Source organism: Sphingobacterium sp. Lzh-3 (genome assembly GCF_046764375.1).
Lineage (GTDB): Bacteria > Bacteroidota > Bacteroidia > Sphingobacteriales > Sphingobacteriaceae > Sphingobacterium.
Genome location: NZ_CP177226.1, coordinates 5,712,005 through 5,738,223 on the forward strand (window position 1 = coordinate 5,712,005; position 26,219 = coordinate 5,738,223).

The window sequence follows — 26,219 nt, forward strand, 5'->3', positions numbered from 1 at the left end:
GCAATGAATAACATCGGTTTAAAAGATTTTTGGAGACAAACCTATAAAACTGGATCGCCCGTACCTTTGGTGATCAGTATTCAGGTCTGTTTATTTGTCCTCATTTATTTTTTAGATCTACTCTTCGAATTAAAAATTGTACCACAAAGCTTTCTGGAGCCTATTGTACGTCGATTGAGTTTACCGAGTAATTTCTCAGCATTTATTGCACAACCTTGGTCATTAATCACATCGAATTTTGTTTACGTCAAGCTTCTGACCATACTTTTTGATAGTCTTTGGCTCTATTGGGTCGGTCAGATCTTTTTTACCTTCTTAAACAAGCGGCAATTTCTATTTGTCTATATCGCTTCGTGGCTGCTCGGCAGCGTTCTTTATGTGGGCTTTGGGTCACTTATTCCCGTTTCTGACAGCGTTCAGCTCATGGGCGGCTCTCTCCCGTTGGCAGCAGTATTGGCGGCAATTGTCACTTTGGTTCCCAAATATGAATTACGACTTCTGCTGATTGGTACGGTGAAACTAAAGTTGGTGGCTATCATTTATTTTGGATTGGAATTCCTTGCGCTTACCCTGACTAATCGACCAGCAGCCATTTCGTATTTTGCAGTTATACTTTTTGGAATGGGATTCACTTATGCGCTAAAATCGGGGATGGACTGGTCTACAATTTTTCAAAAAAAATTAAAGAAGCCTGCAAAAATGAAAGTCGTTGTAGGTAACAATATTCCGACAAATCGGAAACATCGTTATGACTTACCCAATCAGGACGAAATCGATGCTATCTTAGATAAAATTTCTGTTTCTGGCTACGACAGTCTAACGAGCCATGAAAAAGAAACGCTCTTTAGGGCAAGCAATAGTGGTGACAAGGTTGATGGATAAAAGGACATTTTTAAGAAGAAAACTGGGCTTTATAAGTAAAACAATGTTCCTGGCAAATGTGCTTGCGATCGTTGCATTACTTATGAGCTATTCGGCGACCTTCATTAATCCTAAATCTTTTTGGCCCATTGCATTTATGGGCTTAGGCTATCTTCCGATCCTCCTTATCAATATTGGATTTATCTTTTATTGGCTACTCCGCAAACGGAAAATTGCTCTTTATTCACTCGTTACAATCCTCATTGGATGGCCTTTTTTAACTAAACATTGGAACATTCGCAAAGAGAATTCCCCTGTTTCTTCCGAGACACGTACCCTTCGCATCATGACTTTCAACGCCCATTTGTTCAAAAAAGTAAACGATGAGAAAAAAAATTTTAAAGCCGATGTCGTCCGTATTATTGACAGCATATCTCCCGATGTGATCTGCTTTCAGGAATATATTAGCAAGATTAAAGGAAAACATGTGTTCTCCGAGGAATTCAAAGATAAACTGGGCTATGATTATTTTTTCTTTGAACCTAGTTCTAAAAACGATTACGAGGCGTATGGAATGGCTGTCCTGTCCCGCTTCCCAATCTATGATTCAGGTACCATCAGAGACAACGATTACGGAATCAACCGGATTAGTTATGTCGATATCAAAAAACAGGATACACTGATTCGCATCTATAATATACATCTCCGTTCTTTTGCGCTTCAAAATGAAGACAAGGAATTTATCCAAAATCTGTCCAATACGAATGAATCGGATAATTCGAGGACACGTAAATTGAGCCGTAAACTTAAGAATGCCTTCGAGCTTCGTAGCGAACAGGCGCATTCGTTAAAGAAACACATGAATGAATGTCAATATCCTTATATTGCGGTAGGTGATTTCAATGATACGCCAATGAGCTACTCGGTCAATCTAATTGGAGACGGGCTGTACAATGCATTTAAGGAGAAAGGTAACGGCTGGGGAGTAACCCATCATGCCCTCCTTCCAATATTCCAGATCGATTATATTTTTGCCAGCCAGAAATTTCAGGTGATGAACTATCAGATTGTCAAACAGAAATTGTCGGATCATTATCCTGTATGGTCTGATCTTAGACTTAAACCTTAGGCATCTGATAGCCCAACGTTTTAAGACCTATTTCAATAAATTTATCTCTTCGGTTTTTGATTTTGTAATACGCTTCACGACCAAAATAATACCGACCTACCAAGGCCTCAATATCGGATTGAATTAAATCATGTAAGTTTTTTGCTTCTTTGGCTGTGACCGCGATCCGCTTTTGGCTATTAAGATATGAAATGAATAGATCAAATTCTGTTGCTGGCAAGTGATAGCCACTAATGAAATTCTCGATAGAATATGCCGGCAGATGTTTCGTGAAACGATCATAAACAAACTCTTCGATTGCATTGGAATGAAATATCTCACGGTACTTGGCACTGGTTTCATTGGTGTCAATCGGGATAGTCACGTCCGGAAGAATACCGCCACCACCGAATACAAGCTTTCCTTTGCTGGTTGTAAACATTTCCTTTTGGCTGAATTCGGTATCCATTGTCCATAGATCAAAGCCTGTCATGTATTTTGCTGCATCAAAATTCGCCCGTGCATATTTTCGCTGAATACATCTTCCAAGTGGTGTATAGTAGCGAGCCACTGTCAGGTTGATTGCAGAACCGTCTGAAAAATCAAATTGCTCTTGCACCAAACCTTTGCCATAGGATCTGCGGCCGACAATAGTTGCCCGATCCAAATCCTGAAGAGCACCGCTCAGTATTTCGCTCGCTGATGCTGTGCTTTCATTGATCAGCACAATGACCCGGCCATCACCAAAATCGCCCGCCTTCTCAGAATAGAAATCCTGGCGCAGTTCATTCGCACCCTCGGTATACATCAACAGTCTCTTTTCTTTGAAAAATTGACCAGCCAGATCAATTGCCGTATGTACAAATCCGCCACCATTATTACGTAAATCCAAAATAAGATCTTGAGCTCCGCTTTTTCGTAAGTCAATGAGTGACTGGCGGAATTCATCTGCTGTCTTATGTCCAAATCTTCGAATTTTCACATAAGCTGTTTTCGGAGCGATCATATACGATGCATCTAAACTCGAAACATTTACCTGATCACGAATGACTTTTATTGGATTGCCCAATACTACTCCATTGCGTTGAATGGTGATCAATACAGCTGTTCCTTTCTTTCCGCGGATCAGTTTTTCAATTTCGGATTCGGCAACCTTTCTTCCGACAAGATCCTTATTACCGATCTTTAAAATGCGGTCGCCGATACGCATACCTGCTTTCTCCGCGGGACCAGCTGCAACCATCCCAACAACAAGTAGCGTATCTTTCAGGCGAAAGTACTCTACTCCGATACCATCAAATGTTCCCTCAAGCGTTTCCTGCTTTGCTAGCACTTGATTGGGTCTCAAAAAGGTGGAAAAAGGATCCAGGCGGGAAACAACATGCTCAATGGCTTCATCCTGCACGGTGTCTATACTGACATTATCGACGTAATTCTCGGAAATTAACTGAATGAGATATTGTAATTTATCGGAATTGCCATTGGAGCGCAAGCTTGAAAAGGTGGTTTTCTGGTTACTTCCCTGTTCCTCGGCATAATTTTGTCCCAACAGCAAGCCGAGAAGCAATACTGCAGCATATGTAGCGGCTACAAAAATATTTCGTTTAATACTTTTCTGCATGGGAGATCTTCATGAATTACCGAAGATGAGACAAACTATTCAACAATTAATTACTTTATCAAAAATAGCAAGTTTATTCGGTTAAACGAGTTTTTGAACCCATATTTTTACATTAAAAACAAAAAGTTCACGTCCTTGTTTTGGTCAAGGAACAAAGCTGTCCATGATTAAAAGTCTTTATCAAAAATCATAACCAAACAGCTCGTCGGAGTGCCAAACATTTAATTTCAATACGTGACAATGATCGCTATAATTTAACTTGCAAATTCGCGTAAATTTATCTTAGTTTGAATTAAAAAGATTCCACTTTATGCACGAAATCGAACCTTATTACAATTGGCGGGACTATTACATTGCCGCTGAAGATGAACAATCCCCATTTTATGGTACAGTCTACAGCGAATTCGATTTTGACAAACAGATCTATAATTTTCTTTTGCACCCACAATGGGATGAATTCGGTTCGCTTACCTTATATCTGAAAATACTGTTTGTAGACTATGAGAAACAGTACTGTATTATCGAACTGATTGGTGAATGGAATGATGCAATCTACAATGACATCATGTTGCTCAAGCGAGAGATTATTGATGTATTGATCAGTCAAGGGATCAAGTATTTTATTCTAATCGGAGAGAATGTACTGAATTTTCATGCTTCAGACGACTCTTACTATGAGGAATGGTTTCAGGATATCGAGGACGGATGGATTGCGGGCATTGGTTTCCGTGAGCATGTTATTGAAGAATTCCAGCAGCAAAATATAGATTATTACATTAATTTCGGTGGTGCTTTGAATGAGCTCCCCTGGCGGGCATTAAAACCGAAACAGGTTTTTCACCACGTGAATGATTCCTTGACAAAACGTCTTGGTTTTTAAAACCTGCTTATTGTGTCTTTATGCTTTAATCCTTGTTCTTTACTGTATTATCCTGTAACTTTGTGAGTGATGTATGATGTGCTTTGCACATATGCTTTTAATTTTTACGTTTTACTTATACTTACATACTATGTCATTCAGAATTGAAAAAGACACAATGGGTGAAGTTCAAGTACCTGCAGACAAATACTGGGGTGCACAAACAGAGCGTTCACGCAACAACTTTAAAATCGGACCGGCAGCTTCAATGCCACACGAAATCATCGCAGGCTTTGCTTATTTGAAAAAAGCAGCTGCTTATGCTAACCACGAGTTGGGGGTATTACCTGTAGAGAAACGTGATGCGATCGCTACAGTATGTGATGAGATCTTAGCGGGCAAATTGGATGATCAATTTCCATTGGTTATTTGGCAAACGGGCTCGGGTACACAATCCAACATGAATGTGAATGAGGTTGTCGCAAACCGTGCACAAGTATTGGCTGGACATAAAATCGGTGAAGGTGAACCTGTGTTAAAAGCAAATGATGATGTAAACAAATCACAATCATCTAACGATACTTTCCCTACAGGAATGCATATTGCCGCTTACAAAGCTGTTGCTGAAGTTACCATTCCAGGAGTTGAAAAATTGCGTGACACATTGGCAAAAAAAGCTGAGGAGTTTAAAAACGTAGTTAAAATTGGCCGTACACACTTAATGGATGCCACTCCGTTGACTCTAGGTCAAGAGATTTCAGGTTATGTCGCTCAATTGAACCATGGTCTGAAAGCTTTAAGAAATACACTTTCGCATTTGTCAGAACTTGCATTGGGAGGTACTGCTGTCGGTACAGGATTAAATACACCAAACGGCTATGACGTTGTCGTTGCTAAATATATCGCTGAATTTACTGGCCTACCTTTCGTAACCGCTGAAAATAAATTTGAGGCATTGGCTGCTCACGACGCAATCGTTGAAACACACGGTGCATTGAAGCAATTGGCTGTTTCATTAAATAAAATTGCAAACGATATCCGTATGTTGGCTTCCGGCCCACGTTCAGGTATCGGTGAAATCTTGATTCCTGAGAACGAACCAGGATCATCGATTATGCCAGGTAAAGTTAATCCAACGCAATGTGAAGCATTGACAATGGTTGCGGCGCAAGTGATGGGTAATGATGTGGCTATTACGATTGGTGGAACGCAAGGTCACTATGAACTAAACGTGTTCAAACCATTGATGGCCGCAAACTTCTTGCAGTCTGCTCGCCTATTGGGTGATGCTTGTGTTTCATTTGAAGAGCACTGTGCAGCTGGTATCGAACCGAACTACAAACGTATCAAAGAATTGGTAGACAACTCCTTGATGTTAGTAACGGCACTAAACACAAAAATTGGTTACTACAAATCAGCAGAAATCGCGCAAACAGCACATAAAAATGGTACTACGCTTAAGGAAGAAGCCGTACGCTTAGGTTATGTGACTCCTGAAGATTTCGATGCTTGGGTAAAACCAGAAGATATGGTTGGAAGTTTAAAATAAGCTGTGACTTTTATTTCAATAAAAAACATACGAACAAAAACATACCTATTGGCACTTGCCATAGGTATGTTTTTCTTTTTTACTGCCTGCAAATTCAATTCGGATATGCAGAGCGAAGGCGCCCCCTTTTTACAGGGAGAATGGGTGCAAGACAGTATTCCAGGGCAACAGCAGATGATGCAATATACCTTGACCGATTTCAAGTTTACCTGTGATTCTGTTTACGCGACCATGCACGTCAACAATAAAGTACAAACAATCCCGGATAGCTGTTACAAAAATGGATCCTGGACAGAACATGCAAAGGGTATTTATGTTCTGCGTGGTGACTCCATCATTGTCGATGGTATTTATACCAAAGAAAATGGCAAGCAGAAAATTTCAGGCTGTTATCTTTCCGGACAGTATATCCCCCGCTTTAAAGTCGTTTATCATGCTGCGGACTCGGTGGTACTGGAAAGCAGGTTAGATCAACGTCAGATCATCTTAAGGAAGACTAAAAATATTACGTGTATCCCTCAAAAAAGATATCAATAATTTTTAGTACAATCTATTTATTATCTTCGTACCATTATCGTACAACCTCAACCTTAAACTACAATGAACAAAGGAATTATCGCTTTGGCATTTGGCGGACTTGCCATCGGAATGACCGAATTCACGATGATGGGTATCCTGCCTGATATTGCCAAAGATCTTCATATCGAGATCCCTACTGCCGCGCACCTGATTGCACTATACGCACTAGGTGTTGTTGTAGGTGCACCAACATTAGTCCTATTTACGGGAAAATATCCACCAAAGAAGGTATTACTTTTTTTAATGTTGCTCTTTTTTATTTTCAACGGACTATTCAGTATTGCGCCAGGCCAGTTTTTGATCAGCCTCTCCCGCTTCATGGCAGGGCTTCCGCACGGTGCTTTTTTTGGTGTTGGGTCTGTTGTTGCTGCTCGCTTGGCACCAAAAGGAAAAGAAGCCCAGGCCATATCCATTATGTTTACAGGAATGACCATTGCCAATTTGGCTGGCGTACCGTTAGGAACCTATCTCGGTCATCATTATTCATGGCGTTTGACCTATGGAATTATCAGTATATTGGGATTAATCACTTTTGCAGCAATTTATGCTTGGATGCCAAAAATTGAAGCTTCCAAAGGGAATAATATCTTTAGCCAGCTCAACTTCTTCAACAAAAAGATTGCCTGGCTATTAATGGCTATTATCGCCATCGGTACCGGTGGACTTTTTGCCTGGATCAGTTACATCGCGCCTTTAGTGACGAATGTGTCGGGCATCGCTGCTGATCGTGTACCACTGATTATGATCCTGATCGGTGTTGGTATGTTTTTCGGGAATCTTATCGGCGGAAAATTGGCCGATACAATCTCCCCAACCAAAGCTGCGATCGCTAGTTTTTCCGCCATGGCGCTATGCCTTGTGATGGTTTACTTTATATCGCCCTTGGGCTGGACAGCGTACCCTTTAGCCTTTATTACTGGACTGGTATCCTTTACCATTGGTTCGCCGACACAACTGATGTTAATTCGCGCCTCAAAAGAAGCTGCAACGCTGGCTGCGGCAGGTGGTCAGGCCGCCTTTAACCTCGGGAATACCTTAGGTGCATTTTTAGGTGGAATTCCAATAACCTTGGGTTTAGCTTATAACACACCGTCGCTTGTTGGTGTGGGTATGGCGAGCATTGGCGCACTCCTAACCCTGCTGTATTTGAAAGTCTACGACAGCAAAAGTCAATAAAAATAGCAAAATCAAATGGCGCGAACCAGTTATATCAGTGTACTTCGTATTGTTGCGATATTCCTCGTTATCTTGATTCATTCCTCTTCGGGCTACCTAAACAGCAATGAATTTGAGTCATTCGACTGGAGTTATGCCAATTGGCTCAATAGCTTCTCGCGCTTTGCAGTACCCCTGTTTGTCATTATTTCAGGCGCCCTGCTGCTACAGAAAGACGAAAGTACGGGACAGTTTTATCGGAAACGTCTGTTAAAAATTGTCCCGCCTTTTCTTTTTTGGACGATCGTCTATCTTCTCTATTATTTTATCCGCTACATTGATTTTGACTACATCGGTTTTCCACAAGTTATTAACATTGTGTTAATTCGCTTAAAGTCAGGAACGAATGCACACCTTTGGTATCTATATATGATACTTGGGCTCTACCTCGCAGTTCCTTTCATACGCAAAATTGTGGGCAACTGCAGTAAAAGAGAGCTTGAGATCTTTTTGGGGTTGTGGTTTGCAGCGTTATTTTTTACGAATAAATGGTTCAATAGTTACTTACCAAACTTTGATCTGACCTTTTTCTCTGGCTATGCGGGATACCTGGTCTTGGGGCACTATTTACGTAATTATCCAATCCCCATGGTCAAATTATCAAGTTTTACATTTTTTCTGATCTGCTGTATAATTACAGCTTTGGGAACATATTATTTAAGTGTGTCACGAAGGGAATTTGACCCAACACTTTACAACTATCTTTCACCAAATATCGCATTGAGTGCGGGCTTTTTATTCATCTTCGTGCAAGGCCTTAAACTCCCAGAACAACTCAACGCCTTCTGGGAATTTATCGACATTCACAGCTTTGGCATTTACTTATGCCATATTTTATTGCTGAATTATATCCATCCTTTACTCCCCTTATCCACTTTGTGGAAAATCCCGGCAGCAACGGTTCTCACCCTGTTGGCGAGCGCCTTACTGACGTATCTTCTCCGAAAAGTTCCCTACGGTAAATACGTCAGCGGTTAATTCAGTTATCGGAGCTTCGTTTTACAGTTTCTCTCCTTCGACCTTATTGTACACATAGAGATGTGCATTGGGACCATCAATCTCATGGCCTTCCTGATCTAGTCCAATCAGCTTATTTTCGCCGACCTTCAATTTCATATTTGTGTCTTTCCCTGTGAGATGAACAACGGATCCGTTGTCATGCCACATGACTTTGCCAGTATCTTCAACCTTGGTATTTTTATTAATATATTCACTGACAATGGCAAAGGTATTATCATTCTTCAAGGTGATATTGGTTTTGATACCTTCACAATCTGCACAGGGAATAGTAGCTTCATAGGTACCAGCCCAATCCAGTGAGTTTTGTGATGTATGGGCAGTATCTACTGCCGCAGTCTCATGTACTGAAGAATCTGCTGTAGCATGCGGACTCTCTTTTGACGTTTGATTGCATGCACTTAGCGAAACTGCTGCTAAGCAAAGAAATAATACGGATAATTTCATATCTATTGTTTTTTGATGTACGACACCGTATAGCAAGCAATTTCAGCGCCAAGAAAAATCAGGTGCCCATGCTGATGCTATGAAAGAAAAAAGGCTTCGTGAAGAAGCCTTTCTATTGTAAAGAACTGGATTGTTTACAGTTCAAATAATCTAATCTATTGGCTACCGCAAGGGCGATAGTGCATAAAATCCTATTCAGATTAGAATGGTAGATCATCATCATCTGATGAACCAGCCAAATCTACAGGAGCAGGCATATCTGCGTAACCTGGAGAAGATGGTGCTGGAGCAGCATTACCCAATTTTGTTACACGCCATGCGACCAATGAATTGAAATAAGTTGTTACGCCATCTTTATTAGTCCAAGGACGACCACGAAGATTAAAAGATACTTCTACCTCTTCACCAATTGCTAGGTTATCAAAAATTGACGTTCTGTCTTGTGTTGATTCAAAACGGATATACTCAACAAATTGTGGGTTTTCGGCATAAGCTACAATCATATCGCGTTTTTTGAATGATTCTGTCACTTGTTGTGTCGCTCCTATCTCGTGTACTTTTCCTCTAATTTCCATAATCAAAAAAATAAATATTAAAGCGTAAAATTAAGCAATTTTTGAGGAAGAGTTTAATTAACTTTGTACAAAATATGATGGAAGTTTTCAACACCCCCAATAAAGTTATTATAACGTGCAATAAGCGCTTATCTCCTTATTTGCAACAGGAAGTTAAAGAGTTAGGTTTTGACATTGTCAGGGCATTTCCGACAGGAGTAGAATTAAAGGTCAGTATAAACGATACGATCAAGCTCAATCTGAACCTGCGCACAGCATCTCAGATTTTGTATTCGTTAAAAGAGTTTAGGGCCAATAATCCGACGGAGCTCTATGACGAATTGAGTCAAATCGCATGGGAAGAACTCATTCAATTTGACGGATACTTCTCTGTCAGCTCCAATGTGGACAATGAGACAATCAGCACACCATTATTTGCAAACGTCAAGGTTAAAGATGCAATCGTGGACCGAATCAAGGAAAAAAAGGGTCTGCGTCCTAACTCAGGTCCGGACAATAATAAAGCGGTTGTGCACTTGTACTGGAAAGATGACCGTGCTGAAATTTTTCTCGATACATCAGGTGAGACATTGGCGAAACATGGCTACCGGAAGATCCCTGGAAAAGCGCCAATGTTAGAAGCTCTGGCAGCCTCTACTATTATTGCGTCCAAATGGGATGGTCATTCTCCTTTTGTGAACCCGATGTGTGGATCCGGAACTTTAGCTATCGAGGCAGCTCTCATTGCGACAAACAGAAAACCTGGATTATTACGCATGAACTATTCATTTATGCATTTTATTGGTTATGATGAAACAGTTTTCTTCCAGGAGCGTCGAATACTTAAAGATCAGATCAATAAAAAAGCAGCTCCGCAAATTATCGCAAGCGATATTTCGGAAGAGGCTATCAACGTCTCCAAGATGAACGCAAGAACTGCCGGTGTGGAGCAATTAATTTCTTTTGAAGTATGCGATTTTGCCGAAACACACGTTCCTAAAGAAGCAGGTGTCATTTTATTCAACCCTGAATATGGTGAACGTTTGGGCACACACAGCAAGCTAGAAATTACCTATAAGCGTATGGGAGATTTCATGAAACAGGAATGCAAAGGTTATAGAGGCTATATTTTTACTGGAAATCCAGATCTGGCAAAGAAAATCGGGTTGCGCGCATCCCGACGTATAGAATTTTATAACGGTAAATTAGATTGTAGATTATTAGAATACGAATTATACGAGGGTACTCGCGAAAAAACAAAAGTATTGTATGAATAACATTATTGAGCGCACAGTAGCATTTGTGCAAGACCGGTTGAAATTTGCAGAAGCAGGCCACGATTGGTCGCATATTCAACGCGTATGGAACAATACGAAGTTAATTTTAGAAGATGAAGAAGCAGATGTTATGGTGTGCGAATTGGCGGCGCTATTACATGACATCGCTGACAGTAAATTCCATGATGGCGACGAAACAATCGGCCCTCGTGTTGCCGGAGAGTTTTTGGCAAGTCTAGAAATTTCGCCTGAGATCATTGACCATGTCAAGAAAATCATCTTCAACATGTCTTTCAAAGCAAGTTTAGGTGAAGTTTCATTCCATTCAAAAGAAATGGAGATCGTGCAAGATGCTGACCGTCTAGATGCTATTGGCGCAATAGGTATTGCCCGCGCGTTTAGCTTTGGCGGAAACAAAGGCCGTGAAATGTATAATCCCAACGTTCCCGTTCAGGAATATAAGGATAAGGAAGCGTACAAGCATTCGGAAGCTCCCACAATCAATCACTTCTACGAAAAGCTACTATTGTTAAAGAATAAGATGAATACAGAAGCCGCGAAAAGAATCGCAGCGCATCGCCATGAATATATGCTCAGCTTCCTCGATGAGTTCATGGCCGAATGGAACGGTAAAAAATAAATTACACTTAACAATTCCTAAATATAAAAGTGGTACTTTAGATCTTGTACATCGAGATAAAAAGTACCACTTTTTTTTGTCCTATGTAAAATCAGCTTTTAAACAGCTTTGTAAGAAACGATCCTATCATTAGGGGTCGATTTTTTACCATAAACATCTTAATCGGTAATATAAATGCCCAAAAAGAGAAATAGAATAGGAATAAATCAACGAGTGAAACGTGCAAATTATGCCGTTGAAAACAAACACTCATACATAATTATCACATGAAAAAACATATTTTTAGCTGTCTGACACTAGCCATGGTGATCTCATCTTCGGCATTATTTGCACAAACTAAGGCCATTGCACATCGTGGCGTATGGAAAAACAGCCATCTCCCGCAAAATTCCATTGCTTCTTTAACAGCAGCCCACGACCTTAAGCTCTTTGGATCCGAATTTGATGTGCATTTGACCAAAGACAATATTCTTGTGGTCAACCATGATAATGATTTCTATGGGATCGATATTGCCACAGCAACGTACAAAGAGCTCTTAGAAAAGAAGCATCCTAACGGTGAATCCATTCCCACCTTGGAAGAATATCTTAACGCTGGAAAAAAATTGAAAGGTTTACGTCTTATCCTTGAATTAAAAATCAATAAACTAGGCGTAGAGCGTACACTTGAAGCGACAACAAAAACGGTGGAAATGGTTAAAAACTTGAAAGCAGAGAAAGTCACTGATTATATTTCCTTTAGCTTTGAGGCTTGTCAGAAGATTCACGAACTTGCGCCTAAGGCCAATATTCAATACCTCACAGGTGACAAAACTCCTGCTGAGGTGAAGGCTGCAGGAATAAATGGTTTGGATTATCACTTTTCGGTTTTCAAAAAGAATGCGACATGGCTGAAAGATGCACATCAACTTGGCATGAAAGTGAATGCGTGGACAGTAAACACAGAAGAGGAAATGACAAATCTAATTAATCAGAAAATTGATTTTATTACAACTGACGAACCTGAATTGTTGCTCCGTGTATTAAAGAAATAACAATACGGTTGAAATAATCATGGATCCCAATCAGTCGACAACTTATCAGGCCGACTTAATGAGCATGACCGTTTCAGTACCTTTTTAAAAACTAGATTCTAAATGAAAAAAAGTATTATTCTCGCTTTAGCGCTCTGTCTATCCTTTCTGTCTTATGCACAGGAATTTATTGCAGCCAGCTATAATATCCGTCAAAGAAATACCGTCGATGTTGACAACATGTGGAACGACCGTAAAGTTCCGCTAACCAATCTGATTAAATACCATGGCTTTGATATCTTTGGTATCCAAGAAGGTTTTTTTGATCAGGTTGAAGATCTTAAAAAGCTCCTCCCTGGATTTGATTACGTGGGTGTTGGTCGCGACGATGGTGCACAAGAGGGCGAACACTCAGCTATTTATTACAATACAAATCGCTTTAAAGCAATAAAGAGCGGAACTTTCTGGCTTTCGGCAACAGATACCCAACACCCGAATAAAGGCTGGGATGCAGCACTACCGCGGATCTGTACCTGGGGTATTTTTGAAGACAAGGCCAACAAAAAACGCTTCATCTTCATGAATACGCACTTTGACCATATCGGCCGTACTGCACGCACCGAGAGTGCCAAGTTGATTCTGGCGAAAGCAAAAGAGTTTGCCAAAGACCTACCTTTGATTTTAACCGGCGACTTCAATGTGGATGAAAAAGATGAGGCTTATTTCACATTAGCCAACAGCAAAGTAGTCACTGACGTACATGAACTGGCAACATTCAAATATGAGCCCAATTCTTCCTTCAATGGCTGGGGCAAAAGCATCAGACCAACAGGCCGCATTGATCATATTTTTATTACCAAACCTTTCCAGGTTAAAAAATATGGTATCCTGACGGACACGTATATGAATAAATTCCCCTCAGATCACTTTCCAGTAGCAACGACGCTCTCCTGGAAATAATATCATGTTAATTACAACAACCCTATAACACAAACAGCAGGTTCGCTTAGAATCTGCTGTTTTATTTTGTGGAACAGCTTTTTATTTATACCGCATCTGGGATAGCGATTCAGCACAATGTAGCGCATCTGCTACGATTCTTTACAATAGCTATGGTTCCTAGCAATTGCTTTAAACTTTCACATAAATTAACAGTCGATATGTTTAATTTTGACAACAAAACAATAACATGATGAAATTCCCACTATTATATTGCACACTATTTGTCTCAGGACTACTTTACTCCAATGCAAGTGAAGCGCAGATTTTTAAGAAAATCAGTGAAACATTGACAAAAGCAAATCAGGGTCAAACTGACAGTACTAAAACGACGACAGCATCAAATACTAAAGCAACAGCATCAAAATCCAATACCTTGACGTCTTTATCCAACAAAGATGCTTCATTGGGGATCAAACAGGCTTTAAGCAATGGTTTAAATCTGAGTATCGAATCTTTAGCCAAGAAGGATGGTTTTTTGGGCGATGCGGCAGTAAAGATTTTGATGCCTGCCGAAGCACAGAAAGTAGAAAAAACGCTTCGCGCTGTTGGTATGGGAAAATTATGCGATCAGTTTATACAGAGCATGAACAGAGCTGCTGAGGGAGCCGTTAAAGAGGCTGCCCCCGTATTTGTCAATGCACTTTCAAAGATGACAATTACAGATGCGACCAATATTCTTCTAGGCAGCAAAGAAGACGCCGCGACAACGTTTTTTAAAACAAATACATCGACAGAATTAACGAACAAATTTAGTCCAGTTATCAAATCTGCCATGGGTGCAAACAATGTGGACCAGTATTGGACACAATTGACCTCAGCTTATAACAACCTCCCATTAGGCAATAAAGTGGAGACAAATCTTACTGCCTACGTCACGCAGAAAGCGATAGACGGCCTGTTCATCAAAGTTGCCGACCAGGAGTCAAAAATAAGGCAGAACATAGGTGGCAGTAGAAATACCAATATTTTACAGAAAGTATTTGGTTACGCAGACGAAAAGAAATAGAGAACGATACAATAAAAAGAGGACCTGTCAACGATTTGATAGGTCTTTTTTTTGATGTGGGATCATCCAAGATTTTTTTTTCACATAGCTATGGGTAAAACTTACTGTTCAAAAGCGCTACTGCACATTATATGTAGCAACAAATTATAGTTAACAATAAATTATATATAACAATAAATTCCTTTCAGCGGGAATTAGGATCGTCCCCCTTCTATACGTTTCAGTTATTGTCAGTTTGTTTACAAATAGAATTAAACCCTTGGAGTAGGGACAAATTGTTTGTAAATGCAACCAAATTAAATTGCAAATAAAAAGCAATTTATCTAAGTTTGACCACCCTTATCACATTAAGGTTATTAGAAAATGAGCACATTTGAGATCAACAACATACGTGATTTTTCGGTATCCGAAAGATTTCAACGCTATGTACAGATTGACACACAATCTGATGCAAATTCACCAACATGTCCTTCTACGGAAAAGCAAAAGAACCTTGGAAAGTTACTTGTAGCGGAGTTGCTGGAGTTGGGTATTTCGGACGCGGCAATGGATGAAAATGGCTATATCTATGCAACTATTCCATCCAATACTACAAAGCAGGTTCCTGTTATCTGCTTCTGTTCTCATATGGATACATCTCCGGACTCTTCTGGAAAAGATGTTAAACCACTGGTTCACCCTAATTATCAGGGCCAGGATCTTGTGCTTCCTGACGACAAGAGTATTATCATCAAATACGCCGAACATCCCGATCTAGCCAATCAAATTGGCAATGATATCATTACAGCGAGTGGCACCACTTTGTTGGGTGCAGATGACAAAGCAGGTGTGGCCGAAATCATGGATGCTGCCCGTTTATTAATGAAACATCCTGAAATCAAACACGGCGATATCAAAATTCTTTTCACACCAGATGAGGAGATTGGCAGAGGTGTGGATAAAGCAGATTTGAAACGTTTAGCAGCAGATTTTGCTTATACAATGGATGGCGAAAAAGCGGGAACCATTGAGGATGAAACATTTTCAGCGGATGGAGCTACATTGACGATTCATGGTGTATCCGTACATCCGGGCTTTGCTAAGGGTAAAATGCAAAGTGCCATCAAAATCGCCAGTGCGGTAATTGATGCACTCCCAAAAGATCGACTTTCACCTGAAAGCACCAACAAAAAAGAGGGCTTTGTACACCCTGTTCATATCAGTGGATCTGTGGAAAAAGCTGAAATTCAATTTATCGTACGCGATCACGTTACAGCCAATCTAAAGAAACATGAAGATGAGCTGGAAGGCATCGCAAAATCGATTGTCGAACAATATCCAAACTGTACCTATACTTTTGTCGTAAAAGAACAATACCGTAATATGAAAGAAGTGCTGGATCAGCATCCTGAAATTATGGAAATCGGCATGGAAGCTATCAACCGTGCAGGAATGGTGGCCGAAAGAAGAAGTATCCGTGGTGGAACAGATGGCTCCCGCCTTTCGTTTATGGGCTTACCTTGTCCAAATATTTTTGCTGGAGGGCATGCTTTCCACGGAAAACAAGAGTGGGTAGCTGTACAAGATATGGAAAAAGCCGTCAAAACAATTTTGCATGTTGTATCTTTATGGGAAGAAAAAGCATAAAGGAAAAATAAATTATAATGAAAAACGACGTATTAAAAGCAATACACTACAGAAGATCCGTATTTCAAGCTTCCTTTACTGAAGAAGAAGTCAGTAAAGAAGATATCTTGAGTATCTTGGAAGCGGCCAATGCTGCTCCGACACACAAAAGAACACAACCTTGGCGTTTTGTGATCTTCCGCAAAGAGGGACTAGAACGTTTGGGCACCGAATTATCACGTATCTACAAGTCAGTAACACCCACAGAGAAATATACTGAAGCAACAGAAATAACAATGGGCAAAAAAGCAACACAATCAAACGTTGCCATTGCGATTGTTGTCAATTATACGGGTGAAGTTCCTGAATGGGAAGAATTGGCTTGTACAGCTGCTGCAGTTGAAAACATGTGGTTGGCTGCACACTCGCTAAATATTGGTGGATACTGGGCGACTCCAGGTTTAATCAATCACTTGGGTGGTTTCTTAAATCTCGAAGAAAATCAAAAATGTATCGGTCTATTTTACTTAGGACACCACCAATCTGAGGCGCGTGAACCTATCCGTACCCCTATTGCAGATAAAATTCGTTGGGAAGAGTAAATCTCTATATAGAAATACAGAGCGGTCTAGCCACACTTCTAGGCCGCTTTTGATTTTTTCTTGCTACCATTTGTATCAAATAGTATACTATTAATATAAAAAGCCAAACAACCATAGCGGAACCTTATTTTGATGACCAAACTCGATACCATCTGCTGCAATGTAGGCATTGTTCATTCCTTTAATTTGTTTATTGGATTTGTCTCTCCCTCCTACCTCAAAGGTGTACTTTTCATCGACAATAAAATCTCCTTGCTCCGCATAGTTCACCTGATGTTGAAATGCAAGTTGGTTAACAAAAAATGTTTCCCTTAGATTTCCAGGGTTAACATTTTCATGTGCAAATAAGAAGGAAAGGTTGGTATTGTCTAGAAAAATTTTCGATGGTTTTTGTAACTGACTTATACCTTCACCCACTTTATAGAGATTATGCGTTAAACTAATTTCATCCAAATAGTAGAGATAAGATAACAGAGTTGTCCGGCTAATACCAATCTTTTCACTGAGCTTACTGATGTTAGGCACAAAAGGGACAGATTCAGCAATGATAACAAGCAATTGCTTAATCTTAGTAACATAAGCGATATCTACATTTCGTAAGAGCGGCAATTCAATTTCCAGAATCATATTAATGACCTCCATTACTCGCATCTCATATAAATCAAGCTGTTCTCGGTAATAAGGATAATACCCATATTTCAAATATTTCTCAAAATACTGAAAAGGTTTAACCATGGCATTGATTTTATAGTCCACTTTGCTATGCTCTTCTAAAATTTGATCCAGGCTAAATATTGGGAAAGTAGTTTTTGTTTCCAATGAAAGAAATTCACGAAAGGAAAATCCCTGCATTTTGTAAACTACTGCCCTACGACTTAAATCAGTACGGGCATTCAAAATTTCTAAAAGGGAGGAGCCAGTAAAGATGATCTTCATCTCGGGGTAGTCGTCGTAAATATTTTTTAATATTTGGGCCCAGCCTTCATATTTATGTACTTCATCCAAAAATAGATACTTTCCTCCTTTTTGATCGAATTCATATACTAAATCCAGCAAAGACCTATTATTGAACCACACTGCATCCAAACTGACATAAAGCACTTCGTCCAACCTGTCGAACAAATTTAGCTTAATGTATTGAAGCAATAAGGTCGTCTTACCGATTCCCCTTGCTCCTTTAATTCCAATTAAACGAGCGGACCAATTAATTTCATACATTATATTTCGCACAAAATTCATATCCACAAACCGTATACGTCGTTTAAATTGTTGAACTAGTTCTTCCATATGATATCGTTTATTTTGTTTGAAAAATATCTATTTTGTTTATTATAAAAAACAAAAATATAAAAAATCGTTCACTACACTGAACAAAAACAACATATATTTATCTATTTAAAGATATTCTAATAGTAAATGGCTCGGATTCTTCCGAGCCGCCCGTTCTGTGTATAGGTTAATTAATTATACGCAATAGGCAGCTAAAATCCATTTTTATTAAATATTTAATAATGCACCCTTAACCATTTAACAATCTTGCAGGGATAATTTCGCAACATACTTGTGACAGACACTAATCAACTAAAAAGTGAAATTATTATGCAAAGACACATCATTTGGTTAATCTCATTAACTATCATTACATTTTTTCAAATTCCAACCAACAGCTGGGCTCAGGGTACCGAGGCAACCATTACAGGCCGCATCATGGACAACAACGGCCCTGTAAAAGGGACGTCCGTATCGGTAAAAAACGAATCTACCGGGTTTAAACAAACAACACTGACAAACCAAAACGGTATTTATACCTTTCCACAACTACCCTTAGGGTCACCGTACAGCATATCGGTAAACCATGTTGGCTATGCCGAACAAAAAAAGACCGACTATAAATTAAGCTATGGTGATGAGCTCAATGTGGATTTCACCTTATCATCAGCTGAAAATAAATTGGATGAAGTTATTGTTCAAGGAACTGCAGCTGATTTAAAAAACAAGATCAAGACATTGGGGGCATCTACAGCCATTACGGCCAATGATCTCAAAAAAATGCCTGTAAATGGGCGTAATTTCTCCTCACTCATAGATCTATCACCTGTTAGCAGTGGAACAAATCTAGCTGGACAGCGTGCTTCCTCGACCAATTTTACGGTAGACGGTATGAATTCACGCAGTACAGTCGCCGGCGGGAACAGCGGTGGTGCCTATTCAATCTCCATGGAAGCGATCCGGGAATTCAAAGTAGTGACCAATGACTACGATGTTACGTTCGGCCGCAGCGGTGGCGGCAGTATTACCACAGTAACCAAATCAGGTACAAATACTTTAACAGGAAGTGCGTTCACTTTTGCTCGTGCAGGCTGGCTTTCGAGCAAGTACAACCTGAATGGAACGGCACGTAAACAAAAATTTTCCACCTATCAATATGGATTCTCTTTGGGTGGGCCAATCATCAAGGACAAAGCCCATTTCTTTGTAACCTGGGACCGTCAGATGGATACCCGCCCACTTCAGATCGCTGATATTCAAACAACGGAAGATATTGCACGTTACAAAGTAACGCAGGCTACTTTAGATGAATTTACCCGCATTGCAGTGGGCAAATATGGCGCTAGTGCCGATCGTCTGTTTGGTTCTTTCGACAAAAAGAAAAAGACCGATGCTGCCTTTGCCCGCATTGACTGGCAGTTGAACGATAAAAACCTATTGACAATCCGTAATAACTTTGTCTACGACATGGACAATCAACAGGAAGGGGACAATACAGGGATCAATGCTTTTGAATCCTATACCAACAGAAGGTACATAAACAATAGCCTAATGGCCTCCTTGCGTACGTCTATCAACTCCAAACTGACCAACGATTTGAAGATACAACATTTCTATGAACGTTCAGAAGCACAACATAATGTTGCTGGATTTGATCAATCACACAGTATTCCGCGTGCCATCGTTGAATCCGTTCAATCTGTAGACGGTACAAATAAATATACCAATTCAATACAGCTTGGTGGTCAGCGTTATGCGCCAGAATGGTTCAACGGAAATATGTTACAATTGGTCAACAACCTATATTATAATACAGATAAAATCAAATATACCTTCGGTGCAGATGTCATGTATACCAACATGGACTTCCGCTACGGAAGCGAAATGAATGGCCGTTTTTATTTTACCGGTTTACAAAATTTCGACAACCTGACTCCTTATCGCTATGCCCGTGATGTATATATGACCGACAAAGAAAACACCTTGGTCAACAATCTGGCTGTAGGTCTTTATGGACAGATGGAAGCTAAAATCGCAAGAGGTCTTGATGTTGTCGGCGGCCTACGTCTGGACAATACGAAATACCTAAAGAAGGCAACGTTCAACCAAACGGTCTATGACGAGCTGGGTCTCTCGACCGATAATGGGATCAACACTTTTCAGATACAGCCCCGTGTGCAGTTCAACTGGGATATCAATGAAGAAAAGAAAAATATCATCCGTTTTGGCGCTGGTATATTCGGTTCGGCCCTCAACCCCTATTCTATGTTAAACAATATGTTGTTTGATGGTTCACGCATTGCCGGTGTAGATATTACTGACCCGACCTTAATTCCCAAGCCAAATTTTGCAGGATATCGTAAGGATCCCGATACAGCTCCGGGACGTGAATTGTTGGACAACCCAAAGATCGAAAAACTTGTCACCATCAACACCAATAGCAAGGATGTGAAAGTACCAACAGTATATAAAGCCAATGTTTCCATCAATCACTTTTTCACACCTTCATTACGTATCGGGTTAAGTGCTTATGGAACTTGGGGACGCAACAATTATATGTATGTAGATCGCAATATGGTAGAGGACCCTTACTTTAGGCTGACTGCCGAAGGTAACCGTGGGGTGTATGTTCCAGCATCGAGCATCAACACGACAAATGGCGCCGCCAACTGGACCAATAGCCGTAAAACCAAACAAATAGGCCGCGTACTGGAAATGAACAGCGAGGGGAAAAACAATTCTTATACCGTTGTACTGGACGGAACTTATCGTTATTATAAGGACGGTCAGATCACGATGTCTTACACCTGGAACGATACAAAAGACAATACCTCCTATAACGGTAATGTTGCCAACTCGGCCACCCTTTCCCTGATGGTCAAAGATGATCCTCGCGACTTGAGTACGATGACATATTCGGACAATCAATTCCGCCATAAAGTCGTCTTTTATGGTACCATGCCATCATTATGGGGTGTTTCGATGGGTTTACGTTTCAGCGGAATTGCAGGAACACGCTATTCTTTAGCAGTCAATGGAAATGTTAATGGTGATTTTGTAAATTCTAATGATCTTGCCTTTGTATACGATCCAAATAACAAAAATACACCCGATTACATCAAAACCGGCATTCAAGCTATTTTAGATGATCCAAATGCAGAGCAGAGCATCAAAAAATACATCAATGGAAACCTCGACCGCATAGCCGAACGTAACGGTGGCATCAACGGTTTTTACGGCGTATTTGACCTGCACTTGGCCAAAAATCTAAAAGTTTACAAGAAACATGGCATTGAAGCTTCAATAGACATTTTCAATGTAGCCAACCTTTTGAAAAAAACTTGGGGTGTAGGACACAATCTGGGTAAACAGAATCTATATGCCATCAAAAGCTTTGATGCAGCGAATCAACAATATGTTTATAATATGAGTTCCGGCGTTGGCGTATCTAACTTAAATGGTAATCCTTATCAAGTACAGCTGGGCCTGAGATATGCATTTTAAGTAATTCAGACCCTATAAAAGAGCGGCGAGCCATTTCCTATAAAAGAAATGGCTCGCTGCTTTTATCAGATCACTTTTATTTTTTTTCAATTCCAAAACAATGCGGAGGTTTAATGACAGCTGCTTGTGTTGGATTATTTTCCACTTTGGCAGGGAAAACAATCTTTAAACGTCCTTTTGTTCCCTGCCATTTTGGTCCGTTCTGTAGCAGGCGAACCGTTTCATTAAAGAGTGACTGATCGGGTTGCCCTTCGGCACTAATATCATTGGGCACTCCATTTTTGTCGACCGTAAAATTGACAGTAATTTCGCCACCTCCTGCAGGCGCTCCAGACTTCTGATTGAGGTACTGTTCAAAGGTTTTCCATCCTTCGCGGGGTGTTGCATCCCCCCCGTCCAGCAAAGGTTGAACAGATACCCTATTTTCAGGTTCACTTAATTCTACATCCGTTGTACGCTCAGCTTTACCGTTAAAATGTTTAAAATATAGCAGGGCCAATAAAGTCACAAACAGTACACCTGCGGTTGCACCTATGGCCAAACGCTGCCATGTGAAATACTGGGCGTGTCTTGTTGCAACAGTATCTTCCACCCTACGATTGAGGCGCTGTTGCAACAGGCTCAATTGCCGGGCATCCACCCCATTTTGTAATCGGTAACCATCGATGGCATCTTGTAAAAAGGGGTCTTCCAAGGCTTCACGTTCCAACTGAAACATCTCCTCCTTACTCATCAAACCATGGATGTAATTATGGATCCTTGATAACTGATAATTATTTTCCATTTTCTTTCCTTTCCATACAGATTTTCAGATTGCGCTTTCCATTTTGAATGGCACTTTTGACCTTATTCAAGTCATATCCAGTCAAATCTGAAATATCTTTATAACATTTTTGCTCGAGATAGAACAAACGTACACATTCCTCTTGTTCGCGGTTTAAAGTTTGCATACAGCCTTCCAGTTTCTCGAAATCCTTTTCTTCCCACTTCGCTTCACTGGTATCATTTAGCTTTTGTTCGCTTTCAAACAAATTGTTTTCAATATCAACCTGCGTCGTCCGCTTATCCTTACGTAATTGCATAAGGCAATAATTTTTACTGTAAACGTGTAACCAGCTCTTAAAATTATCGACTTCATATTGACGAAGCTTCGGTATCAGTTCTTCAAATATCTGCATCACAGCATCCTGACTACGATCGGGATCCTGTAAGTATTTAAAGCACACACCATAAAGCAAAGACATATAGGGCGAATATAGTTTCCCCAGTGTAGACAAGTCGCCGCTTGTTTTATAGTGTTGTAAAAGCTCTTTTTCGTTCATGCGCAAATCATTCACCTTAATGATGATTTAATATACAAATTTCCATATATAATAAAAGGAGCTATTGAAAATTAGTAAAAAAACAAAAAAACCGTCCCCATGATGAAATGGAGACGGTCGATAAGAATATACTATGAATTACGGATTTAATTCCCTTGTTTCCAATTGTATCGCAGTGTAACGCCATAAGTCCTTGGATCCGCAACTACACCTGCGTATTGCCCATAACTTCCCGGTGCCGCCAGCAACTGCTCGTAGTAATCTTTATTGGTTAGATTTCTACTCCACACAAACACCGAAATACCATTCGATCCCCTGAATCCTAGCCTGGCGTTCAAGACCGAATAGGCATCAATATTTAGGTATTGGGATGGTGAAGAACTGGACGAAAATTTAGAACGGTGAAATAGGTCTGCACCTAAAAAGTAAGATCCATTAATCCCGATCAGTTTACCGCTTTTATTCGCTTCGCCACCCAGCGACCAAGACCATTTGGAAACACCAGGAAGGACGCCGCCAGAGATATCTTTAAAAGCCTGAGCTCCGCCAACCTCTTCTAAAGGGACAGGTGCATTGGTAAATTTGACATACTTGGCATCTGTATAGGCCAGTGCTCCATTCAATCGGAGAAAATGTCCGATGTTGATGTTTCCATCCAATTCAACTCCCTTTACACGCACCTTCTCGGCATTGGCCAGATAACCACGGTTTACCCCCGGTTCAGGAGTCTGCACTTGGGTCTGATAGTCTTTGATATCTGTTTGGTAGACGGTCAGATTGAGCAGCGAATTGCGTGTTGGATTCGTCTTCACACCAATTTCCTTATGGCGGACAGCCTCAGGTTTTACTTCAGCGAGATCCAGCAACACTGCTCCATTAGCTGTCGGCAATCCACCGACGTTGATACCGACAGGTTTATAGCTGATGGAATACGTTGCGTAAGCATTTATCTTCGGATTGAAACGATATCTTGCGGAGAGTTGACCAGAGAAATTATCGGCATCCGCATTGACATCAAAAGTCTGATTGGTATATACACCGTTCTTTAAGGCAAGCAGTGCGGGGTCTGACGTCTGCAAACCACCATAGGTCTGCCTATCGTAGTTAGCCACCTTTTTATCATAATTATAGCGCAACCCTGGGAGGATATGTAATTTTGGAGTCACAGCATAATCAATCTGTGTATAGGCTGCCAAGCTTGTGCTTTTAATTCCGTAAACGGTCTTGATTCCAAAATTGTCAAATAATCCCGGTGTCTGCCACAAAGCACTGGTAGAGCTTTTTTGAAAACGCCAAAAGGCAGACCCTGTTTCTTCGGTATGTACGGGATCTGTACTTAGATCCTGCCAGAGGCCAAATAGTCCAACAACTCCGCTGACCTTTTCACTGATCTTTCCAGAGTATCTGAATTCCTGCGACCACTGGTTATGGACAGAATTACCTGCTGAAACAGTGTATACCGGAAGTCCCAAGTAATCGCGGTCATTGAGCGGAACCCATGTCCATGTCCGCCACGCAGAAGTTGAGGTCAGTGTCCCCTCCCCAATCTTGATATCGGCATTCAAGGCGACCCCACCCAATTTATTGTCAGCTTTGGATTGCGTATCCAAATCTATCTTACGCTCGAAAGCACTTTTATAGGGTAGCTCGTAGCCAAGATCCTTAATAATTGCATCAAACTGTCTGTAGTCCGCACGCTGTGTTTTTACGACTCCGGCAACCGCCCAGCCGTAACCATCGGGTTTTTGTGATGACACATCACCCGAAAGCACCAGTTTGATATTTTCGGTTGGAGTAAACAGCAATTGCCCTCTAAAGCCCAGGTTGTTGATATCATTGATCTTCCTATTGGTATGTACATTAAACAAGTTTCCATCCCGTTGTGTGCCGGAGAAAGAAGCTCTCGCAGCCAGGTTTTTGGCCAATGGCCCTGAGATGGACGTCTTCGCCTGAATAAAACCTTGGTTTCCGTAGCTGACTTCCACATTGGCCTCTGGTGTGAATTGTGGTAAACGTGAGGTTATATTAAATGCACCTGCTGTTGTATTCTTTCCAAAGAGTGTACCTTGAGGTCCACGTAGTACCTCTATCTGGTCAATATCAATAAAGTCCAGCCAAGTTGCGGCAGGGCGGGCAATATATACACCATCAAGATAAAATCCTACACCCGGATCGATCCCATCATTGGTGAGGCCATAAGTTGAGCCCAGTCCCCGGATATTAAGCGTCGTATTACGTGCATTCGATGCATATAACTGAACTGTAGGTACAAGCTCTTTTAGTCGATTGACATTAAATGCCCCTGCATCCTCCAATGCCGCGCCACGAATAATCGATACGGGAATCGGAACATCCTGTAACTGCTCCTTACGACGGCGTGCAGTAACCACTACTTGATCCAATGCTTCCAATCGTGGGGTAAGCTCAATCACTGCCGGAGAATGATCCACCACGATATGACGGGTTTGATAACCAACAATGGATACGATCAATGAAAACGGCAATTTTTGTCCAGTTACAAACTGGAAAACGCCTTTACTGTCTGTTTTCACCTGGTGTGTAACGGCCTCCAGCTGAACCGTTACGCCTTGCAGGGGTTCTTTTGTTACGGCGTCAATTACGGTACCTGTTAATGAGGCATTTATAATAGGTTTAGGGTTTTCTACTTGCGCGTAGGTATGGTAAGAACCTGTTAAAAGCAAGCTAAAAATGACGCTAATTCGAAAAATAGCATTTTTTTTCATAAATTTATTCAGTTTAATGGTGAATCTAAAACAAGTGCCAACGCCAATCGATACTTGCTTCATTGTTAAAACTTTGTAAAAGGGAAGCCTCGGCTTCCCTTTTCTAATATAAGAGAGTGTAAGAGAGAAATTTTAACAACACATTCGTTTCTTGTCACTTTTTAGGGTAACAACAGCTTCTTCTACCGAAGCAACCAATAAACTTGTTTTTAGAGAGTAATTTTGTTTCATTCTTTTTATCTTGTTATTTTCTTTTATTTCCTGCTGCATAAACGAATCAGTATATGCACTTATCAAGCGGCAATTTCAAACAACCTTAATCACATGTCTTTTTTATAAAATCAATGTCATGGCTAGTTCGATTCATAATCAAGTCAGTCCTTTTTGCTCGCCTTCCTATTTACCTGTAAATCAGATAACGATAC

22 protein-coding genes are annotated in these 26,219 nt (G+C 40.6%); 15 read left to right on the top strand and 7 right to left on the bottom strand.

Translation table 11 applies throughout. The annotated features are described in order from the left end of the window. Positions 1-3: 3 nt before the first annotated feature. Complete coding sequence (locus ACLCDV_RS23940) at positions 4-882, top strand: rhomboid family intramembrane serine protease (RefSeq protein ID WP_333577177.1); 879 nt, start codon at positions 4-6, stop codon at positions 880-882. Beyond that, positions 827-1,990: an endonuclease/exonuclease/phosphatase family protein gene (locus ACLCDV_RS23945; protein ID WP_333577178.1), complete on the top strand. Its 1,164-nt coding sequence runs from the start codon at positions 827-829 to the stop codon at positions 1,988-1,990. Before ACLCDV_RS23940 ends, ACLCDV_RS23945 begins: the two co-directional genes overlap by 56 nt. On the opposite strand, the gene ACLCDV_RS23950 is transcribed toward ACLCDV_RS23945, so the two are convergent. Next, positions 1,980-3,590 (bottom strand): S41 family peptidase, encoded by a 1,611-nt coding sequence (locus ACLCDV_RS23950; protein WP_317669322.1) that lies wholly within the window; start codon positions 3,588-3,590, stop codon positions 1,980-1,982. The two genes, ACLCDV_RS23945 and ACLCDV_RS23950, sit on opposite strands and share 11 nt — an antisense overlap. Positions 3,591-3,900: 310 nt before the next feature. Between ACLCDV_RS23950 and ACLCDV_RS23955 the strand changes: the two genes are divergently transcribed. The 5 genes from ACLCDV_RS23955 to ACLCDV_RS23975 all read left to right on the top strand — a co-directional run bounded on the left by ACLCDV_RS23955 (position 3,901) and on the right by ACLCDV_RS23975 (position 8,770). Then, entirely contained in the window at positions 3,901-4,470 is a 570-nt protein-coding gene (locus ACLCDV_RS23955) for a hypothetical protein (protein WP_317669321.1), read from the top strand. Positions 4,471-4,600: 130 nt separating this feature from the next. Further along, positions 4,601-5,998: a class II fumarate hydratase gene (gene fumC, locus ACLCDV_RS23960; RefSeq protein ID WP_333577179.1), complete on the top strand. Its 1,398-nt coding sequence runs from the start codon at positions 4,601-4,603 to the stop codon at positions 5,996-5,998. Between the two features lie 48 nt (positions 5,999-6,046). Next, positions 6,047-6,535, top strand: coding sequence for a fumarate hydratase (locus ACLCDV_RS23965; protein WP_317669319.1), 489 nt, complete (start codon positions 6,047-6,049; stop codon positions 6,533-6,535). Between the two features lie 63 nt (positions 6,536-6,598). Continuing rightward, a complete protein-coding gene (locus ACLCDV_RS23970) occupies positions 6,599-7,753 on the top strand; it encodes an MFS transporter (RefSeq protein ID WP_317669318.1) in 1,155 nt (384 codons plus the stop codon). Between the two features lie 15 nt (positions 7,754-7,768). Then, complete coding sequence (locus ACLCDV_RS23975) at positions 7,769-8,770, top strand: acyltransferase (RefSeq protein WP_333577180.1); 1,002 nt, start codon at positions 7,769-7,771, stop codon at positions 8,768-8,770. Between the two features lie 21 nt (positions 8,771-8,791). Here ACLCDV_RS23975 and ACLCDV_RS23980 read toward each other — a convergent pair whose 3' ends face one another. Both ACLCDV_RS23980 and ACLCDV_RS23985 read right to left on the bottom strand, forming a co-directional pair. Then, positions 8,792-9,256: a copper resistance protein NlpE gene (locus tag ACLCDV_RS23980; protein WP_333577181.1), complete on the bottom strand. Its 465-nt coding sequence runs from the start codon at positions 9,254-9,256 to the stop codon at positions 8,792-8,794. 200 nt (positions 9,257-9,456) lie between these two features. Beyond that, positions 9,457-9,831 (bottom strand): DUF3127 domain-containing protein, encoded by a 375-nt coding sequence (locus tag ACLCDV_RS23985; RefSeq protein WP_075994416.1) that lies wholly within the window; start codon positions 9,829-9,831, stop codon positions 9,457-9,459. A 77-nt stretch (positions 9,832-9,908) separates the two neighbouring features. Between ACLCDV_RS23985 and ACLCDV_RS23990 the strand changes: the two genes are divergently transcribed. The 7 genes from ACLCDV_RS23990 to ACLCDV_RS24020 all read left to right on the top strand — a co-directional run bounded on the left by ACLCDV_RS23990 (position 9,909) and on the right by ACLCDV_RS24020 (position 16,955). Continuing rightward, a complete protein-coding gene (locus ACLCDV_RS23990; RefSeq protein WP_411973956.1) occupies positions 9,909-11,087 on the top strand; it encodes a THUMP domain-containing class I SAM-dependent RNA methyltransferase in 1,179 nt (392 codons plus the stop codon). Beyond that, the gene (locus tag ACLCDV_RS23995) at positions 11,080-11,727 is read left to right on the top strand and encodes an HD domain-containing protein (protein WP_075994417.1); all 648 of its coding nucleotides are present in this window, start codon (positions 11,080-11,082) and stop codon (positions 11,725-11,727) included. Before ACLCDV_RS23990 ends, ACLCDV_RS23995 begins: the two co-directional genes overlap by 8 nt. 266 nt (positions 11,728-11,993) lie before the next feature. Continuing rightward, positions 11,994-12,761, top strand: a complete 768-nt coding sequence (locus tag ACLCDV_RS24000) for a glycerophosphodiester phosphodiesterase (RefSeq protein ID WP_088163159.1) — start codon at positions 11,994-11,996, stop codon at positions 12,759-12,761. Positions 12,762-12,863: 102 nt separating this feature from the next. Next, on the top strand, positions 12,864-13,700 hold the full coding sequence (locus tag ACLCDV_RS24005; protein ID WP_317669315.1) for an endonuclease/exonuclease/phosphatase family protein: 837 nt from the start codon (positions 12,864-12,866) through the stop codon (positions 13,698-13,700). 229 nt (positions 13,701-13,929) lie between these two features. After that, positions 13,930-14,748, top strand: coding sequence for a DUF4197 domain-containing protein (locus ACLCDV_RS24010; RefSeq protein ID WP_317669314.1), 819 nt, complete (start codon positions 13,930-13,932; stop codon positions 14,746-14,748). A 363-nt stretch (positions 14,749-15,111) separates the two neighbouring features. Further along, positions 15,112-16,374, top strand: coding sequence for a peptidase T (gene pepT, locus ACLCDV_RS24015; protein WP_411972420.1), 1,263 nt, complete (start codon positions 15,112-15,114; stop codon positions 16,372-16,374). A 17-nt stretch (positions 16,375-16,391) separates the two neighbouring features. Next, positions 16,392-16,955, top strand: a complete 564-nt coding sequence (locus ACLCDV_RS24020) for a nitroreductase (protein ID WP_227550060.1) — start codon at positions 16,392-16,394, stop codon at positions 16,953-16,955. Positions 16,956-17,045: 90 nt separating this feature from the next. Here ACLCDV_RS24020 and ACLCDV_RS24025 read toward each other — a convergent pair whose 3' ends face one another. Next, positions 17,046-18,242 carry an ATP-binding protein gene (locus ACLCDV_RS24025; protein WP_411972421.1) on the bottom strand — a complete coding sequence of 399 codons (1,197 nt, stop codon included), beginning with the start codon at positions 18,240-18,242 and terminating at the stop codon, positions 17,046-17,048. A gap of 312 nt (positions 18,243-18,554) precedes the next feature. Here ACLCDV_RS24025 and ACLCDV_RS24030 point away from each other — a divergent pair, with 312 nt between their 5' ends. Further along, positions 18,555-21,728 carry a carboxypeptidase regulatory-like domain-containing protein gene (locus ACLCDV_RS24030; RefSeq protein WP_411972422.1) on the top strand — a complete coding sequence of 1,058 codons (3,174 nt, stop codon included), beginning with the start codon at positions 18,555-18,557 and terminating at the stop codon, positions 21,726-21,728. Positions 21,729-21,804: 76 nt separating this feature from the next. Here ACLCDV_RS24030 and ACLCDV_RS24035 read toward each other — a convergent pair whose 3' ends face one another. The 3 genes from ACLCDV_RS24035 to ACLCDV_RS24045 form a co-directional block, all read right to left on the bottom strand. Then, a complete protein-coding gene (locus ACLCDV_RS24035) occupies positions 21,805-22,512 on the bottom strand; it encodes a hypothetical protein (RefSeq protein ID WP_411972423.1) in 708 nt (235 codons plus the stop codon). Continuing rightward, the gene (locus ACLCDV_RS24040) at positions 22,502-23,050 is read right to left on the bottom strand and encodes an RNA polymerase sigma factor (RefSeq protein WP_411972424.1); all 549 of its coding nucleotides are present in this window, start codon (positions 23,048-23,050) and stop codon (positions 22,502-22,504) included. Before ACLCDV_RS24040 ends, ACLCDV_RS24035 begins: the two co-directional genes overlap by 11 nt. A 146-nt stretch (positions 23,051-23,196) precedes the next feature. Further along, complete coding sequence (locus tag ACLCDV_RS24045) at positions 23,197-25,794, bottom strand: TonB-dependent receptor (protein ID WP_317669308.1); 2,598 nt, start codon at positions 25,792-25,794, stop codon at positions 23,197-23,199. Between the last annotated feature and the right edge of the window lie 425 nt (positions 25,795-26,219).

What these genes read in the sequence shown, in the direction of transcription:
- ACLCDV_RS23940 (WP_333577177.1), top strand. Translation starts at nt 4, where the DNA reads ATGAATAACATCGGTTTAAAAGATTTTTGGAGACAAACCTATAAAACT.
- ACLCDV_RS23945 (WP_333577178.1), top strand. Translation starts at nt 827, where the DNA reads ATGAAAAAGAAACGCTCTTTAGGGCAAGCAATAGTGGTGACAAGGTTG.
- ACLCDV_RS23950 (WP_317669322.1), bottom strand. Translation starts at nt 3,590, where the DNA reads ATGCAGAAAAGTATTAAACGAAATATTTTTGTAGCCGCTACATATGCT.
- ACLCDV_RS23955 (WP_317669321.1), top strand. Translation starts at nt 3,901, where the DNA reads ATGCACGAAATCGAACCTTATTACAATTGGCGGGACTATTACATTGCC.
- fumC (WP_333577179.1), top strand. Translation starts at nt 4,601, where the DNA reads ATGTCATTCAGAATTGAAAAAGACACAATGGGTGAAGTTCAAGTACCT.
- ACLCDV_RS23970 (WP_317669318.1), top strand. Translation starts at nt 6,599, where the DNA reads ATGAACAAAGGAATTATCGCTTTGGCATTTGGCGGACTTGCCATCGGA.
- ACLCDV_RS23975 (WP_333577180.1), top strand. Translation starts at nt 7,769, where the DNA reads ATGGCGCGAACCAGTTATATCAGTGTACTTCGTATTGTTGCGATATTC.
- ACLCDV_RS23980 (WP_333577181.1), bottom strand. Translation starts at nt 9,256, where the DNA reads ATGAAATTATCCGTATTATTTCTTTGCTTAGCAGCAGTTTCGCTAAGT.
- ACLCDV_RS23985 (WP_075994416.1), bottom strand. Translation starts at nt 9,831, where the DNA reads ATGGAAATTAGAGGAAAAGTACACGAGATAGGAGCGACACAACAAGTG.
- ACLCDV_RS23990 (WP_411973956.1), top strand. Translation starts at nt 9,909, where the DNA reads ATGGAAGTTTTCAACACCCCCAATAAAGTTATTATAACGTGCAATAAG.
- ACLCDV_RS23995 (WP_075994417.1), top strand. Translation starts at nt 11,080, where the DNA reads ATGAATAACATTATTGAGCGCACAGTAGCATTTGTGCAAGACCGGTTG.
- ACLCDV_RS24000 (WP_088163159.1), top strand. Translation starts at nt 11,994, where the DNA reads ATGAAAAAACATATTTTTAGCTGTCTGACACTAGCCATGGTGATCTCA.
- ACLCDV_RS24005 (WP_317669315.1), top strand. Translation starts at nt 12,864, where the DNA reads ATGAAAAAAAGTATTATTCTCGCTTTAGCGCTCTGTCTATCCTTTCTG.
- ACLCDV_RS24010 (WP_317669314.1), top strand. Translation starts at nt 13,930, where the DNA reads ATGATGAAATTCCCACTATTATATTGCACACTATTTGTCTCAGGACTA.
- pepT (WP_411972420.1), top strand. Translation starts at nt 15,112, where the DNA reads ATGAGCACATTTGAGATCAACAACATACGTGATTTTTCGGTATCCGAA.
- ACLCDV_RS24020 (WP_227550060.1), top strand. Translation starts at nt 16,392, where the DNA reads ATGAAAAACGACGTATTAAAAGCAATACACTACAGAAGATCCGTATTT.
- ACLCDV_RS24025 (WP_411972421.1), bottom strand. Translation starts at nt 18,242, where the DNA reads ATGGAAGAACTAGTTCAACAATTTAAACGACGTATACGGTTTGTGGAT.
- ACLCDV_RS24030 (WP_411972422.1), top strand. Translation starts at nt 18,555, where the DNA reads ATGCAAAGACACATCATTTGGTTAATCTCATTAACTATCATTACATTT.
- ACLCDV_RS24035 (WP_411972423.1), bottom strand. Translation starts at nt 22,512, where the DNA reads ATGGAAAATAATTATCAGTTATCAAGGATCCATAATTACATCCATGGT.
- ACLCDV_RS24040 (WP_411972424.1), bottom strand. Translation starts at nt 23,050, where the DNA reads ATGAACGAAAAAGAGCTTTTACAACACTATAAAACAAGCGGCGACTTG.
- ACLCDV_RS24045 (WP_317669308.1), bottom strand. Translation starts at nt 25,794, where the DNA reads ATGAAAAAAAATGCTATTTTTCGAATTAGCGTCATTTTTAGCTTGCTT.